12 protein-coding genes and 1 pseudogene are annotated in these 16,359 nt (G+C 46.1%); 4 read left to right on the forward strand and 9 right to left on the reverse strand.

Annotated elements, in window-relative coordinates; genetic code table 11:
* Positions 1-17: 17 nt before the first annotated feature.
* Entirely contained in the window at positions 18-1,991 is a 1,974-nt protein-coding gene (locus MHH28_RS13700) for an AraC family transcriptional regulator (protein ID WP_405115764.1), read from the reverse strand.
* Between the two features lie 323 nt (positions 1,992-2,314).
* Between MHH28_RS13700 and MHH28_RS13705 the strand changes: the two genes are divergently transcribed.
* Positions 2,315-3,784, forward strand: coding sequence for an RICIN domain-containing protein (locus MHH28_RS13705; RefSeq protein ID WP_405117072.1), 1,470 nt, complete (start codon positions 2,315-2,317; stop codon positions 3,782-3,784).
* Between the two features lie 52 nt (positions 3,785-3,836).
* On the opposite strand, the gene MHH28_RS13710 is transcribed toward MHH28_RS13705, so the two are convergent.
* The 7 genes from MHH28_RS13710 to MHH28_RS13740 all read right to left on the reverse strand — a co-directional run bounded on the left by MHH28_RS13710 (position 3,837) and on the right by MHH28_RS13740 (position 12,787).
* A complete protein-coding gene (locus MHH28_RS13710) occupies positions 3,837-5,069 on the reverse strand; it encodes a YbfB/YjiJ family MFS transporter (RefSeq protein ID WP_405115766.1) in 1,233 nt (410 codons plus the stop codon).
* A 274-nt stretch (positions 5,070-5,343) separates the two neighbouring features.
* The gene (locus MHH28_RS13715) at positions 5,344-6,312 is read right to left on the reverse strand and encodes a helix-turn-helix transcriptional regulator (protein WP_405115768.1); all 969 of its coding nucleotides are present in this window, start codon (positions 6,310-6,312) and stop codon (positions 5,344-5,346) included.
* Positions 6,313-6,742: 430 nt separating this feature from the next.
* Positions 6,743-7,633: an ROK family protein gene (locus tag MHH28_RS13720; RefSeq protein WP_405115770.1), complete on the reverse strand. Its 891-nt coding sequence runs from the start codon at positions 7,631-7,633 to the stop codon at positions 6,743-6,745.
* Complete coding sequence (locus MHH28_RS13725) at positions 7,614-9,164, reverse strand: glycoside hydrolase family 32 protein (RefSeq protein ID WP_405115771.1); 1,551 nt, start codon at positions 9,162-9,164, stop codon at positions 7,614-7,616. The genes MHH28_RS13720 and MHH28_RS13725 overlap by 20 nt, the downstream gene beginning before the upstream one ends.
* Positions 9,165-9,257: 93 nt before the next feature.
* The gene (locus MHH28_RS13730; RefSeq protein WP_405115773.1) at positions 9,258-10,850 is read right to left on the reverse strand and encodes an ABC transporter substrate-binding protein; all 1,593 of its coding nucleotides are present in this window, start codon (positions 10,848-10,850) and stop codon (positions 9,258-9,260) included.
* 48 nt (positions 10,851-10,898) lie between these two features.
* On the reverse strand, positions 10,899-11,783 hold the full coding sequence (locus tag MHH28_RS13735; RefSeq protein WP_340938978.1) for a carbohydrate ABC transporter permease: 885 nt from the start codon (positions 11,781-11,783) through the stop codon (positions 10,899-10,901).
* A 14-nt stretch (positions 11,784-11,797) separates the two neighbouring features.
* Complete coding sequence (locus MHH28_RS13740) at positions 11,798-12,787, reverse strand: sugar ABC transporter permease (RefSeq protein WP_173128012.1); 990 nt, start codon at positions 12,785-12,787, stop codon at positions 11,798-11,800.
* Positions 12,788-13,220: 433 nt separating this feature from the next.
* Here MHH28_RS13740 and MHH28_RS13745 point away from each other — a divergent pair, with 433 nt between their 5' ends.
* The gene (locus MHH28_RS13745; protein WP_405115776.1) at positions 13,221-14,258 is read left to right on the forward strand and encodes a LacI family DNA-binding transcriptional regulator; all 1,038 of its coding nucleotides are present in this window, start codon (positions 13,221-13,223) and stop codon (positions 14,256-14,258) included.
* 210 nt (positions 14,259-14,468) lie between these two features.
* Here the strand turns inward: MHH28_RS13745 and MHH28_RS13750 are convergent, their stop codons facing one another.
* Positions 14,469-15,014: a TetR/AcrR family transcriptional regulator gene (locus MHH28_RS13750; protein WP_211720534.1), complete on the reverse strand. Its 546-nt coding sequence runs from the start codon at positions 15,012-15,014 to the stop codon at positions 14,469-14,471.
* Positions 15,015-15,194: 180 nt separating this feature from the next.
* On the opposite strand from MHH28_RS13750, the gene MHH28_RS13755 reads away from it, so the two are divergent.
* Complete coding sequence (locus MHH28_RS13755) at positions 15,195-16,106, forward strand: alpha/beta hydrolase (protein WP_405115778.1); 912 nt, start codon at positions 15,195-15,197, stop codon at positions 16,104-16,106.
* 24 nt (positions 16,107-16,130) lie between these two features.
* Positions 16,131-16,345 (forward strand): annotated as a pseudogene (locus MHH28_RS13760) (cupin domain-containing protein); the annotation flags it as partial.
* Positions 16,346-16,359 lie beyond the last annotated feature (14 nt).

Raw genomic sequence — 16,359 nt, forward strand, 5'->3', positions numbered from 1 at the left:
CGTATTTCCAGATCCCCTTATTTAGCTAATGCCAGCAATTGATTGACAATATGATCAATCAACGCACTGGAAGTCATTATATCCGTGGACCAAGATAGCGATGAACCCACCGTTACGATCCGGTTATGTTGCACAGCGGGTAGTGATTTCCAAACCGCATGATCAGCAGGAACCTCCGTATCTCCTAAGGCGATCAAATAATCCCCCATGTAAGCGGGCAAGACCTCCATTGAGATCTGTCCCCAATATTTATCTGCGTCAATAATATCAGATTGAACCTTTGACGGTGCCTTCATTTGAAGCTGATTATACACAAGCTCGCCAACCGCATGTTTGGCTCCAGCGATGGAGTTCGTTTTATCACCGAATTCTCCCATCGTAATCGTCACGTCTGCAAGGCCGGCATTCTTAAGGGATAGCTTCGCTTCTTCGATTTTGTTAGCATAAGCACTCAAAACAGCCTCAGCCTCTTTCGGCTTATTCAGAACATTGCCAATAAAATGGATACGCTCTTCTGTAGTCATATCACCATAAGGGACATAAATGGTCGGGGCAATTTTGGATAAATCCTCATAATTCTCTTCGCCCCATGCTAATATGATCAGATCAGGCTCAAGAGCCATGACATCTTCCGGCTCCATCTTTATGTTAATTGAATCTTTAATCTCGTTAGAATACACCGCCTCTGTCTCACCCTTTGTCGCTCTCGCCACACCTAGAGGAGTTACACCCAAAGCTACCACATCACCAACCAGATAATCGACTACAACACGCTGAGGGTTGCCAGGCACCTCAACATCGCCCTTTACTGTAGATATCGTTCTGGTCTGCGAGACTGCTTCTGAAGCCTTCGTCTCCTGTACTTCCGGTTGTGTGGTCTGCCCGGTCTCCGCAGACGGATTCACCGTTCCCCTATTATTCGCTGGCGTCCCCGACGTACATGCCGTCAGCAACAGCATCAGGCTCATCGCCGCCACAAAGATCATTTCTTTACTTCGTACTTGTCCAAACATGCTTGATTCCCCATCTCTATAAGACTTGACTAGACTCGCCAGTTCCCTCTCATTGTAATGAAGATGAGAATCATTATCAATACCATCAACCTGCATGGATGGTGCGTTTATTTTCCGGTAATCACTCGGCGTCATCTTGTAATACTTCTTAAACATCCGAAACAGGTTCTTCTCATCAGCAAATCCAGATCCTGTTGCTATCTCTTTAATGGTTGCCTCTGTATACTTCAAGTCATGGCAGGCAGCTTCAATCCTTCTCTGAATGAGGTACTCCTGTAAGCTCATCCCTTCCTTCTTTTTGAACAACCGCGTTAATTGCCCGCCACTGATCCCAAACATAGCGGCAATATCCTGGAACATAATCGGCTCCCGGTAATGTTTATCAAGATATATTTTGGCAGAACTGGCTGGAAAGGGCTGGAGATAGCGAATCTCGCCACCCTCAAAATCTCTATACACCCTATGAATCAATTGATATAGAAAACCCTTAGCCTGAAGGTGATCCATCGCCTTGCCGCGGTTCCAGTCATTCAACATTTGTTGAAACCAATCGAGCAGCAAGATAGGATTACTTGGTGTATAACCAAACTGTTGAACAAATGGATTTACTTGCTCCAGTAATTGCTGCAGGTGCTTCTTGAACAAAAGAGGGGATTCTGCTTTATAAAAGACCATAAAGGTCTTCACACTCTCCCTTTTAGGCGAAATACTGAGCAGGCTACCCTTCCCGCCATGAACTAGACCGAAGCGTTCCATTCCAAATGTGGTTTCATTCAGTTGAATTTGCGCTTCCCCTCCACAGGCATAGATAAACATGCTGCTAGGCATTTTATACTGCTCCAAAGGATATTCGGACGCTATATTCTGAAAGCGTACATCTATTAATGTAATGATCGAACGTGCCCAAATGCGGGCCATCTTATCGATCATCTCCGGTGTAAATATCTGCCTTGCTTCTGCTTCTGCTTCTTCTTGCATCAATCCGCGCTCCCTCATCTCACTTGTCCCAATTGATATACCGATCATAAAATGATTTTGATTATCATTATCATAATCTCAAGGTAAGTATATCATCATTAAGTGACATTGGGGGAGCAGGCAACGGACGTTATGCTTTGGATTCCAAAGCATCTCAGGTAGCTCTGGCGAATTGTTACAAAAGAAATATCCATTTTGTCTACAAATATCCAAATGTTTAAATTGATCGTAATTTGTATTACTGGTAATGTTTGGAGAGAAAGGAGGACATTCTGTTTGATTTTTGTAAGCGCTTAACTAAATAATGAATGAAATGAAGGAGGATTACTCGAATGCAAGTGAATGAATGGAAAAGAGCTAAAACACCCTTTATTCTGTTTCTGTCCCTTCTGTTGATTGTCCTGTCCTATGGAGGATCTGGCTCCAAGAGCTATGCCGCTCCGCTCAGTCTCCTTAACGGGATTCAGTTCAAGGATACTTCAGGCAATCCGGTTAATGCGCATGGCGGTGGAATGATCAAGTCTGGCAGCTATTATTATTGGGTTGGGGAGAACCGGGATGGAACGAACTATGTATCACTTTACCGTTCAACAGACCTGAAGAACTGGGAATTCCGCGCGAATATACTATCCAAGAGCAGCGCCTCAGAGCTTGCAACCGCCAATATCGAACGCCCCAAGCTTCTTTATAATGCGGCAACCGGAAAATATGTGCTATGGGCGCATAAAGAAAACGGGGTAGATTACGGAGAAGCAAAAGTCGCTGTTGCCTCAGCCTCCAATATCGAAGGTCCGTATACGTATCAAGGCAGCTTCAGGCCTCTTGACTACGATTCCCGTGATATGACGGTATACAACGATAACGGCACCGCTTATCTGATATCAGCCACAAGGGTGAATGCTGATCTTAACATTTATCGTCTGACTCCGGATTTTCTGGGCGTGGAATCACTGGTCCAGACCCTGTGGGCAGGCTCATACCGTGAAGCTCCTGCTATGTTCAAGAGGGGCTCTACCTACTTCCTGATCACTTCCGGCGCAACAGGCTGGACTCCTAACCAGCAGAAATACGCAACCGCTTCCAGCATAAGCGGAACCTGGAGCGCCCTCTCCAATTTCGGAGATTCACGTGCTTCCGAGTCACAAGCCGCCTATATCATTCCTGTTGAGGGTAGCTCATCCACGTCCTATCTATATATGGGTGACCGCTGGGCCGGAGCCTGGGAGCGTCCCGCCAATGAATCCAAATACGTATGGCTGCCGTTGACATTCCCTTCATCGACCACCCTCTCCATCTCATGGTACCCGCAGCTTAACATCGACAGTGCAGCAGGAACGGTCGCAGGAACTCCATTCACGGTAGACAGCAGCCTCACGTATGAGCTGATTAACCGCAAAAGCGAAAAGGCTTTGAACATTAGAGCGAGTGCAACAGTAAATGGTGCAGATGCCGAACAATGGACCGATACTAACTTACCGAGTGAACGTTGGACGATGATCGACGCTGGCGACGGGTACTATAAGCTTAAGAATACCAACAGCGGATTGATTCTTGGCCCTGAGAATGGCACTACGACCGATGGAACAGTCATCGAACAGTGGTCAGACGGGGGTTGGACCAGCCAGCACTGGCAGCTGATAGATGCGGGCGGCGGCTTCTTCAAGCTGAAGAACCGCGCTACCGGCAAATTGATAGACGTCTCCTCCGGCGCACTCACCGACGGTGCCAATGTGATTCAATGGAGTGACAACAACGGCTTGAATCAACAATGGCAAATCGTCGTGGCCAATTAATAAATGGTGCTGCTCCCTTCTCCAAATGGAAAAGCCTTCTGTGGACTCGCTGTTACTGCTTTATCTTTTTGCTCTGCCCCAGAAAATTCTGTTTACGCCCAGAGATCAGGCTGGCGACTAACCCAAAGCCGTAGACTACCGCTCCGAATCCATAAGCCACTCCGTAGCCACCGAGATGATCAATCATCCACCCTGTCATTCCCGGACCCAGCATTTGACCTCCCGCATAGAATATTGAGATAAATCCGATGGCAGTTGGAACGTACCGGGGATTGACTTGTTTCGCAGCCTTCAGCTGAATTAATGTAACCAGACCACCGATACTGGAGCCCCAAAGTACTGATGATAAGACGAACCCCGGAATACTGTGATTCAGAAGCGGGATGATATCCCCTGCCGTCGCACAAGCCCAAACCAGTATAAACATCCGGTTTACACCAAATCGGTCGGACAGACTGCCCCAGACAGGGCCGCCTGCAATGCTGAAGATGCCAGCTATGGCGTACACCAGACCGGCAGCGCGGTCCGAAATCCCTTCAGCCAGCATATAACCAGATTGATATAGATTGGGGACAAGATATGCTATACCCACTAGAAAATAGAGTACAGCCACCTGCATCAATGCTTTATTTTTTAACCACTTCGGTTTGTCTGTCTCCTTCACGCTCCCTACAATCTCGGGGTTTCTCAGGATCAATAAAGCCGCGATTAGCACAACAAGTGAGATGATACCGAACCCTAACCAGACCGCACGCCAGCCTAGAACGGGGAATTGAGCGATTAGTAAGGGTACTAAAAATCCGCTTAACAGCATCCCGATACCTGCACCACTTAGCAACATCCCGAGGACGATTCCCTTCTTGTCCGGGAACTGGCCCAGCATGAGGGACATGAGCGGAGTGAATACCAGTGCACTGCCCCCTCCGGCCAGGAACATGAACAGAGCCACCCAAATGAACGAATATGATCCGGAAAGGCCAAACATGCTGATGACAACAGCACCACCTCCTGCCATAAGAACAGCTTTGCTACCCCAGCGGACAGCGAGTATGCCCGATAACCCGACCGAAGCCAGGTAGCCTAGAAACATGATCGTGCCAAGCATCCCTCCCTGTGAAATTGACAATCCGAGTCCGGCCTGCATATAAGGCAAAACTAGCCCGTAGGCCATTCGCGCAAACCCTGTCGTGGTCACAATCATCAACATCCCGGTCAGTACAAACGGCCAGAAAGATGGAAGAGAGGCTGAATTGAAGTTTGAATCAGAACTATTTTTTGAGCGCACCCGTGCACTCTCCCTTCTGTGAAAAAATAAAAAAACAACTATTTTTCTATTATGATTTTTACAGACTCCCCCCTCTACCCCAAGGTGGATTAAAATCCCCGTTTCACGGAATCCTTAAGATTCTCTGCAATTTAACCATCCGATTTCATGAAAAAGCCCTTCAGTAGGTTCTGAAGGGCTTTTTCTGTACCTGGCAAGTTGAGTTGCTTGTGAAGAGAGAGAGTTAACCGGTAAATTGACAGTCCGTTCTAAATAAAAGCCTGTCATTACCATGTTATATCCGGGAAGAATTTTCACGTAGTAATGCGCTGGGATTTACTCCGAATTTCTTGCGGAACGCCTCGGCAAAATGGCTTGGATTCGAGTAGCCCACTGCGCAAGACACTTCAATGACGTTGGACTTGCCGGCTTGAAGTAGCTTTAAAGCCTGCACCATCCTCTTCTCTCGCAGGTATCCAAAGATGGTGTTGCCATACATTTCCTTGAAGCCCACCTTGAGCTTGTAATCATTCAAACCGACCATACGCGACAGCTGCAACAATGATGGAGGATTATCCATCTGCTCCAGGATTATTCGGCGCGCTTCGCCGACGCGCAACTGGGTCTCTTGGCTAAGCCCTATCCGTTCCTCTTTTCCTTCAAGAAAAGTGCGGAGCGCCAGTTCCAGGAGTTCTAACACCGTATACTCCAGCTCAATATTATTCATCGTTCCATCTCTTAGGCTTGCTGCAATGTGATGAAGCGAAGCGCTGGCGGAGGCTGGCGGCTTCTCCTGAAGCAACCGATACGACTTTCCTCCAAGAAGACTGTTAAAGTCAGCCTTTTGCACTCCCCCGATGGAGGTCATAAAATGATGAAACACGCCGACAGACATCCCGATGCCCAACATTCGAAAGGATTGTGCTTGGCCTAGCTCCAATCTCGCTTCTGAGGTATTAATCAGTTGCAAACTCCAATTGGCAGGCATGAACTCCTGACGAGCGCCAGGTACACTTATCTCCCTGCTACCTTCATAACAATACCCAAACTCTACCATTGGCGCGAGTGAATCTAGGCGTATATCATGGTCCTGGTACAGCTTATAGTCTGACATAACCATCTCCAACTCAGAGCGTGGGTACAACCGAAGAACCTGTCCTATTCCTGTCGTAGGGTGAAGCATATAGCTTGAACTTCCGGCTTGATGACCTCCTTCAAGCTTGTCAAAGAAATGATTGAAATTATATTGAATCGAATTGTTCATAATTAAGCACTCCATGTGATCTCTATATGATAATCATTCTCATTGTAATGAATAATTATCATTTTGTCGAACTCCCATTCAGAATCACGTTTGCTGGAATCTCTACTTCTCCATTGGCATCATGATAATCGTTCTCAATGAACGATTCTAGCATAGCAGCAGAATGGTAAGCATACCACTCTCAAACAGTGAATATGCCGGTAGACGGATTATGACATGTAAATAGGCACATAGCAATATCCTAAAAAACCGTATCGCATCAAGTATTTAGCATCCTTCATCCACCTACGTGAAAAAAGAACCTAAGTAAAAAAGCGAACTCACCGGCAATACCAACTGGGAAGTGAAACTCTATACGTTTGGCAACAAAGTCAAGTAAATGAATGATGCAAAATGCTCAAATACATAAAAAGCCGCCAATCGGGCGGCACTAACTTACATTTGTGCGTGAATCCAATGCTCTTACTCCCAGTGCTAAGGCCCCGCACAAGCCAGCATTATCGCCGAGCATAGGTGCGACAATATAATGTCCGATATCCGATACAATCGGCTTGGCACTCACGTATCCATTTAGAAGGCTGCCTACTTGCTCCCGGATCATCGGGAATAAGTGGATTTGTTTCATCACGCCCCCGCCGAGAATGACTTTCTTAGGGGATAACGTCAGGATAACATTCGATATGGCCTGCGCAATGTAGAACGCCTCCATCTCCCATGCCGGGTGGTCTTCCGGCAGGGTATCGCCCTTAGCCTTCCATCTTGCTTCCAGCGCCGGGCCGGCGGCCATGCCTTCCAGACAATCGCCATGATAGGGACAATTGCCACCAAAGTCATCGTTCGGATGCCGCCTTGTGAGGATATGTCCACCCTCTGGATGAACAAGTCCATGTACCAGGTTACCCTCGGTATAGACGCCGACTCCTACGCCAGTCCCGATCGTATAGTAGACGCAGCTATCCAATCCTTGTGCTGCACCCCATGTGGCTTCGCCCAACGCGGCAGCATTGACGTCCGTATCCCAACCAACCGGAACATCGAAGACCGATTTTAGCGTACCCACGAAATTATATCCGGCCCAGCCAGGTTTCGGCGTTGTCGTCACATAACCGTAAGTCGGACTGGAGGGTTCGAGGTCAATCGGACCAAATGATCCAATCCCTATGCTATCGACTCTCTTCTCCCGGAAGTAGGCGATGACATTCTCCATCGTCTCTTCGGGTCGACGGGTCGGAAAGTGAATCCGATCCTCAATCTCCCCTTCTTCGTTCCCGACACCGCAGACAAACTTTGTTCCGCCTGCTTCAATGGCCCCGATACGCATGAGCTTCCTCCTTGACCTCATCTCTCCATATGCTTCCCAGCTCATTGATCTGGAGCGACACAAGCTTTACGTCTCCGCCTACCGCGTAGAGCTCAAGTCCGTTGCTCTCGGAAGCGGGGAAAATCATGTCCGAGATGACCGCTAGACCCTCACCACCGAACACTTCAATCGAAGACCAATCCATGAAGATGGACATGCGTACACGGTTATTCACAGGCGTCAGCGGTGCCTGGTGCTTAGCTGCGAAATCCGGATGGAAATTCGTAGTGCCTGATTTCGTGCGATCCACAAACAACTCCATCTTGAGGGTATCGTACCCGACCACCGTTTCCTCATCTGCAGACTTTCTAACCTTCATTCCGAACTCCGTTGCGGTTCCAATTTCGAATTCCGCGATCAATTCCGCTCTATCAGTGGTGATGTCCGCCAGCGGATTCGTATCCGGAACCAAGGTTACATTCTCCAGAGCCATAAGCGGTGAACCTATCTTTCTCAATTCTTCTACCGGTTCTTGCACCAGACGAAGGCCTTCCCGATAGGTTCTCAACTTCAACTCCCGTGGAATGGATGCATTTCCCCGCCACTTGTCAGTCGGAAGCGTCCCGGCATAGCGCCAGTTGTTCATCCAGCCGATCCAGAGCTTGCGGCCGTCTCCTTCCGGTATATCACTCCAGGTGACGGCTGCATAGAAATCGGACCCGAAATCAATCCATTTCACATCATGAACCGAAAGAATAGGCTCGTCGGGTGTAAATGTCTTACCATCGAAGCTGCCGACGAAGTACATCATACCGGAGCCTCCTGCCGGTGGTTCAGGCTCATTCGGGTTCACTCCATTACAATCGCCTACACTTAGAATGAGCACCCACTTCTTCTGATTGGGATCACCATCGACATGAATCGAGAATAGATCCGGACATTCATACACGCCGCGATGTGTTCCGATGACGTCTGCGCCAAATGCACTAGCAAATGCCCATTCCTTCAAATTCGGAGAGGTGTAGAACTCCACACGGTCTTGAACGGCCAGAGTCATAATCCATTGAGATGTATCCTCATGCCAGAATACCTTCGGATCACGGAAATCAAGCGTCGTCTCCGGAAACAAGACCGGGTTCCCTTCATATTTCGTCCAAGTCCGTCCCTTGTCTCTGCTGTAGGCGATGCTTTGAACCTGCGGCTTACCTGGCTGCGCCTTGTTGTCGTTATTCGTATAGATCGCCACAAGCCCTGAACCATAATCATCAAAAAAACCACTAGTGTTATGTGTATCGACTACCGCGCTTCCAGAGAAAATTGCACCGTCCTCACCTGGCGGCAAGGATGGTTCAAGCTCCTCCCAATGGACCAGATCGGAGCTTACCGCGTGTCCCCAATGCATTCTCCCGAAATCGGGTTGGCTTGCGAACGGAGTGTGCTGATAAAAGAGATGGTACTCATTCTCGTAATAAACCATTCCGTTCGGATCGTTCATCCAGTTTTTTTGTGGCGAATAATGATACTGCGGACGGAACTTCTCTGTATAATTCATGTTTCTCCCACTCCTCCAGAATAATAATAGCCGGAGCATGGCCTGCTATAGCATGAACTCACGCTCCGACGGTATGCATTATAATGTAACTGGCTATTTCCCCGCTCTGTCGTAACCTGTTTGTTTGATTTTCAGCCAATCCTGCATGCCAAGACGATCAAGCTCTTTGATGAATGCGTCCCACTCTTTATCCACGTTCGCGCCTTGCATCCATTCCGTACGCTTCTTCAGAATATATGGCCACAGGTCGGCTTCGGTTTGGGTCAGGCGCTCTGATTCCTCTTTGGAGAAAAATACTCTCGGATACATATGCTCAGCTTTCATATCCGGCACATAGATCTTCTTTAAAATATCAATGCGATAGGCCGCATCGTCCGGCATCGTCGTAACCTTACCGTAATAGGAATCGAGAATAGCTAACGGTCCGCCAGCGCTCGTTTTGACGCGCAGCTCGTTCGGTGAAGCACCGTTCAGCGGCAAGTGCTTCAGCATTTTAGTAGCTTCGTCCATTTCAAAAATATTCTGCTGCGTTTCGTCGCCATAAGTTCCCCAATTGTTCTGTACAGACTGGGACGGATCATACATTGCGTCTATCCATTTAATCGTCGCTTCGATGTTCTTGTTATCGGCTGTGAGCACCATTCTGCCGCGGTCAAATCCCATACCGTTCGCACGGGCTACATTCTTCCAGCCGTTCGGCCCTTCCAGTGCCGGCATCGGTTCAAACGGACTGTCCATGCCGCTCACATTCGCCTTGTCCCAAGTGAAGTACAAACCGTAGCGGTCATCTTTAGCTTTGGCTATAAATTTGTTCCAGTCTTGGGTAATGAATTCCGGATCGATCAGACCCGCTGCGTACAGCTCCTGAAAGTACTTCATGCCTTCCTTATAGCCCGGCGCCAATACGGCATTGTTCACCTTGCCGTCATTGTCGACCAGCGTTAGATCCCCGTTAAATCCAGCTCCGAAGGAACCGAGAAGGAAACTTAAATCCTCGTTACCCCCGTCATCATTAATAAAGGAAACCGGAATCTCGTCGGCTTTGCCATTGCCATTCGGATCCTTCGTTTTGAACGCGATCAACACTTGTTTCAGTTCTTCCGTCGTCTTTGGCATTTGCAGGCCAAGCTTATCCAGCCATGCCTTGTTAATCCACGGAATATTGTTGACAGAGTGAATACTCTCCTTGCCTTCGCCAAGCTCCTCAATCCAAGGGAATGCGAGGATGTGCCCGTCCGGTGAAGTCATCATACCTTTGTATTGGGGCGCCTGCTCCAGCACCTTACTGAGGTTCGGCATTTTCTCAGGCGTAATGTATTCCTCGACAGGAATGATTGTGCCGTCATTGGCCAATTTCAACAAATCGAAATCACTCAGGCCGGCGTTGAAAAGCGCATCCGGAAGCTCACCTGTGGCCAAAGCCAGATTCCGTTTCTCGACGTACACATCTTCCGAATAGACTTTCCAGTCAATATGAATGCCGGTGTTTTCTTCCAGGCGTTTGAAGATCAGCTTCTCATTCGGGTCTTGAGGAGCAAGCGGTGAGTTCGGCGTCATGAAGGTTAGGGTTTGATCATCACCGGAATTCCCCTTTTCTTTGTCGCTTCCTTTATCGCTGCTGCATCCCGTAATTGCCATAACAGCCGTCAGAGAAATAATGGATACTGTTTTCTTAATATGTTTCATACTAATTCTCCCCTTTTAAATGTCTTCATTTAAATAACTGTAGGCTCTCTACTTGAGGGAACCGACCATGACACCTTTTTCGAAGTATTTCTGGAAGAAAGGATACATTACAAGAAGCGGTAGACTGGAGACTACGATGGCTGCATACTTCATCAATTCAGACAATCGTGCTAACTCAGCCTGTTCCTTAATAGAAGAGACAATATTCGGATCAACCTTGTTCAGAATCAGAATACGCCGAAGTACGAGCTGCAGCGGATATTTATCTTGATTCTCCAAGTAGATCAGAGATTGAAAGAAATCATTCCAGTGACCAACGAAAGCATATAACGCAAGGACAAACACGATAGGCTTGGAAAGCGGTATGATGATGCTAAAGAAGATTGTGAAATCTGAGGCACCGTCAATCTTAGCCGCTTCATTCATTTCCTTTGGCAAGCCCCGGAAGAACGTACGGGCCAGAATAATGTTCCAGACGCTCACTGCACCCGGGATCACGAGCGCCCAGATGGTATCAAGCATGCCCAGACTCTTCACCACGAGATAAGTCGGGATCAGGCCACCGCCAAAGAACATGGTGATAATGAAAAGCGTCATAATTATTTTTCTTCCTACGAAGTCGTCGAGCGCCAATGGATAGCCTGCAAAGACGCAGACAGAAACCGTTATCACTGTGAAAACGGAGGAATATAGCAACGCATTCAGAAACCCACCAATGATTTTGTCATCCGATAAAATCATTCTATATCCCTCAAGGCTATAATCTGAGAAGTCGAAGGATAACCCCTTATTCAGAAGTGCCGTCGGTTCCATGAACGAAGCCACGACCATATAAATCAGCGGACCAATAATTGCTACAACGAGGAGAACTAGCAGGGTGAAGATAACACCGAGCACGACCTTGTCCATCTTAGTTGGTTTAATACTGTCCATGATGATCTCCTTTTCTATACAATTCCATCGCCATCGTTAACCCGTTTCACGATGAAATTCACCGTAAACAGCATAATGAGGTTAATGACGGTATTAAACAATTCCACGGCAGCGGAGAACGAATAATTCGCCTGCTGGAAGCCGATCCGATAGACATAAGTACTGATTACATCCGATTTCTCCATGTTCATCTCGTTCCACATCAGAATGGCTTTGTCACCGCCGCCGGCCATAATGCCGCCTGCCGCAAGAATGATCATAATCGCAATAACCGGCCTGATCGTTGGTAAATCGATATGGCGTATACGCTGAAGCAGGCTTGCACCGTCAAGTGTCGCCGCATTGTGCAGCTCCGGATCCACATTGGCCAATGCAGCCACATAGATAATGGACGCCCATCCAGCCCCCTGCCAGATTCCGGAGAGGATATACATCGGACGGAAATATTCCGGTTCTGACATGAACGAGAGCGGCATCCCGCCAAAGGCCACCACTAATTTATTGACCGGGCCTGTTGGAGAGAATAAGACAAAGAGCATACCCACAACAACAACAACAGAAATGAAGTTCGGCGCATATAAGAACAATTGAATGTTCTTTTTCATCGCGGCCTTGCGTACCTGATTCAACATTAATGCCAGAATAATCGGCACCGGGAATCCCAGTAAAAGACCGTAAATGTTCAACTGAAGTGTATTGAATAACAATTGCTCAAAATTGGGTGCATTAAAGAATCGTTCGAAGTGATGAAACCCAACCCAATCACTCCCCAAAATACCCTTGCGAAAGCTGTAGTCTTTAAAAGCGATCAAAACACCATACATAGGGAGATATTTAAAAATAATAGTCAATACGACTGCGGGAAGCACAAAAAGGTAAAGCCAGTAGTTGTTCTTGATATACCTGAGTTTCTCCATAAGTCCTATCCGATTCCGGGCTTCCGGTCTTTTATTTTGTGTAATTCCAGAAGTTTGTTGCAACTTCTCCTCCCCCTCAATACTCATTTGCAAAACATAAATGTGATTTTGGATACTTCTCGCGCGAAAGTAAGTGCTTCCATAAGTCACTGTCAACGGCTTAGCAAATTCAATTTACAACATCACGATTACTTCGTCAAGACTTTTTATGAATACAAAAGTAAACATATGCACACAACAAAAACACTATTTTATTTTATTACGTAAAATTCATTGGTTTAACTGCTTAAAACAATGGAATAATAGTTTTTTATTATGAATAATCCATAACAAGGTGAAAACACACTGAATATTTTCCTTGTGCATTTGTTTACTTTTGCACAAAATGTAAACCATGAATCACGTTCTATTTACTTTTTATCCAATTGTTCATTTGTAACAATTAAGTTGACAATTACATCGATTTATACTACGATTATTTGGTCGAGAACGCAATACTCTGCTAAAGGAGCCATTATCTTTGAACAAAGAAAAAGTAACCATTCAAGATATAGCCGATTCGCTTGGACTTTCTAGGAATACTGTATCCAAAGCATTAAATAATAATCCCTCTATACCGGATGAGACACGCAGCAAAGTGGTTAGGAAAGCTATCGATATGAATTACAAGCAGTTTGCCTTGTTCGAACAAGAAGTTACACCTGCCAAAAAATCCGGTAATATTGCTCTGCTTACAGCAAATATGCCGAACAATTCACATTTTGGCACGTCACTGCTAAGCGGTCTCGAACAAAAAATCAGCTCCGAAGGCTTTAATTTGTCGATACATATCGTTCGAGAGAATGAACTCGATTCTGCAGCTCTTCCTGTAAATTTCGACACAAGTAAAGTGGATGGCATTGTCTGTATCGAATTGTTTGACAAGAGCTACTCGGAGTTTATTACGTCATTCGGGATCCCGACATTATTCATTGACGCTTCAGCAGAACTGACGTTTTCAGAGATGAAGGCAGATCTGCTGATGATGGAGAACATTCACAGTACTTTCAGCATTACGAAGAAGCTCATTGATGAAGGAATTACTGAGATCGGGTTTATCGGCGATTCCCGCCATTGCATGAGCTTCAACGAGCGTTGGGACGGGTTCACCAAAGCCATGCATGCCGCCCAGATTGATCTTGATGAATCCTTCTGCATTCTCGAAGACGACCGGCATATCGCTGACTATAAGTGGCTTAAGCAGCGACTAGCGAGCATGACTAATCTTCCACCCGCGTTCGTATGCGCCAATGACTACATCGCGATTAATGCCATTCGTATCTTAAAGGACCTGAATATTCAAATTCCTGGTGAGGTTAAGGTCTGCGGATTCGATAATTCCCCGGAGTCGCGAATCGTGGAACCCCACTTGACCACCGTTCATATCCACCGGTCCGAAATGGGCTTTCTTGCCGCCGAGATGCTTCTGTCCAAAATCGAAAATCCTGGTAGACCTCCGCTCGTTACGCATGTGAAGACGATGCCGGTTTTCCGTCAATCGACGGGTCATGAGGAGTAGACAGTAGAAAAATGCCGTGAACTACGTGTTGGCAGAAGATGAGTATTGAACGTGTCGGGACATATTCTTTGCTAATTATGGCGAGGAACCTGTTATCCACGATCTTTGGTTTGTAAAACAAATAAGGGTTCCAGCTCTAATGAGCTGGAACCCTTATTGTTGTAGTGCCGAGGATGGGGGTTGAATTCGTACGGTACTCACATACCGCGATTATAGATTCCTCTCTAATAATATCCCCAGTTGTTTTGCCAAGACCTGATGCGGGATAGGTCTTCCATTCGTAAACCACCATTCCACGACTCCTACTTGAGCTGATGCAACAAATAGTACAATAACATCTTCATTTAATCCCTGGTTTTTGCCTTTGGTTACGTCTGCTTCTTTCTTCAACTCTTCGATCAGGAAGTCAAGGAATCGATTACGAAAATAAGGGGCTCCTTTACTCGTTAACATCAACGAAAAGAATGAATAATTATTTTCAAAGTATTCGGTCCAGATCAAAGTCGCTTCTACAAAATCCAAATCAGATGCGAATTCGCAGAGTTCCCTTAGTTCGTTAAAATGTTTTTCAGTAAGCTTATCCAATAGATCATATTTATCCAAGTAATGATGGTAAACTGTTCTTCGACCAACATTTGCCCTGTCAGAGATATCTTGTATCGTAATTTGATCAAAATTCTTTTCAGACATTAGTTCAATAAAAGCCTTATTTATTGCTTTTAGAGATTTGAGTATTCTTCTATCCACTATAGACATTGGGAGAGTCACCAAACTTTCTTAGGAATAATTGCACAATTTTAATCAACTTGTGCAATAGGGCACAAACGGTGTTCATTTGATTATTGTAGACATCCTAGTTTCATTTTATATTATACACCTAAGTGCGATATCGCATTAATGTGCATTTATAATAAAAATCAAAAAGGAGAAAAAATTATGAAAAAATCAGTAACATTTAATAACGGTAATTTAACAATGGCAGGAGATCTGTATTTGCCAGACGGATTCGATGAACATAAAAAATATCCTACGGTTGTTAGCGTTCATCCCGGCGGAGGAGTAAAGGAACAGACTGCCGGGTTGTATGCACAGAAACTCTCCAACCAGGGATTTGTTGCATTATCCTTTGATGCGTCGCATCAGGGAGAGAGCGAGGGTGAGCCGCGTTTACTCGAAGACCCGTTTGCCAGAGTGGAAGATGTGCGTTGTGCAATAGATTATCTGTCTACACTTCCATTTGTAGATGAAGAAAAGATTGGAGCCCTTGGTATTTGTGCCGGTGGCGGTTATGCTATAACTGCAGCACAAGCCGAACGTCGCATCAAAGCAGTAGCAGGAGTCAGTGCAATTGATATAGGTGCTATGTTCCGAGGAGAAGGTACAGGAGGTACCGTTTCATCACAATTGCAAACACTTGAGGCGGTTGCTAAGCAGCGTACTGCAGAAGCAAATGGAGCAGAGGCTATGTTCCTTACTTATGTACCTGATTCGCCTGAAGGATTTGATGAAAATACACCTGTGCTTATGCGTGAAGGCTATGAATACTATAGAACTCCTAGAGCACAGCATCCAAATTCTACTAATCGATTCCTATTTAGAAGCGTTGACAAAATCATGGCATTCTCGGCATTAAGCCAAATAAGTACCTTTCTAACTCAACCTCTTTTAACGATTGCAGGAACCGAGGCTGACACACGTGGTTTCAGCGAACAAGCTTATGCATTGTCGAATGGACCAAAAGAATTGTTTTGGGTTGATGGTGCAACGCATATCGCCATGTATGACACGCCGGGATATGTAGCTCAGGCTGTAACCAAGTTAACAGAATTCTTTGGGAAGAATCTTTAAAAATCAATAAAAATGTGCAAATTCAACTGGCATAAACATCCGGGAGGACAGATTCTTTTAGTTACCGGTGGAAGAGGATGGCATCAAGAAGAAGGAAACCGGCACGTGGACTTCATGCTGGAGATGTAATAGAAATACTTCCAAATGTAAAACACTGGCATGGTGCTGCAGCTGACAGTTGGTGTGTTCATCTTGCAATTGAAGCAGATGTATCAGCAGGTCCTGCTGAAGCTGAATGATTTTTACTTGTCAT

The organism is Paenibacillus sp. FSL K6-1217 (genome assembly GCF_045040735.1).
GTDB lineage: Bacteria > Bacillota > Bacilli > Paenibacillales > Paenibacillaceae > Paenibacillus_AQ.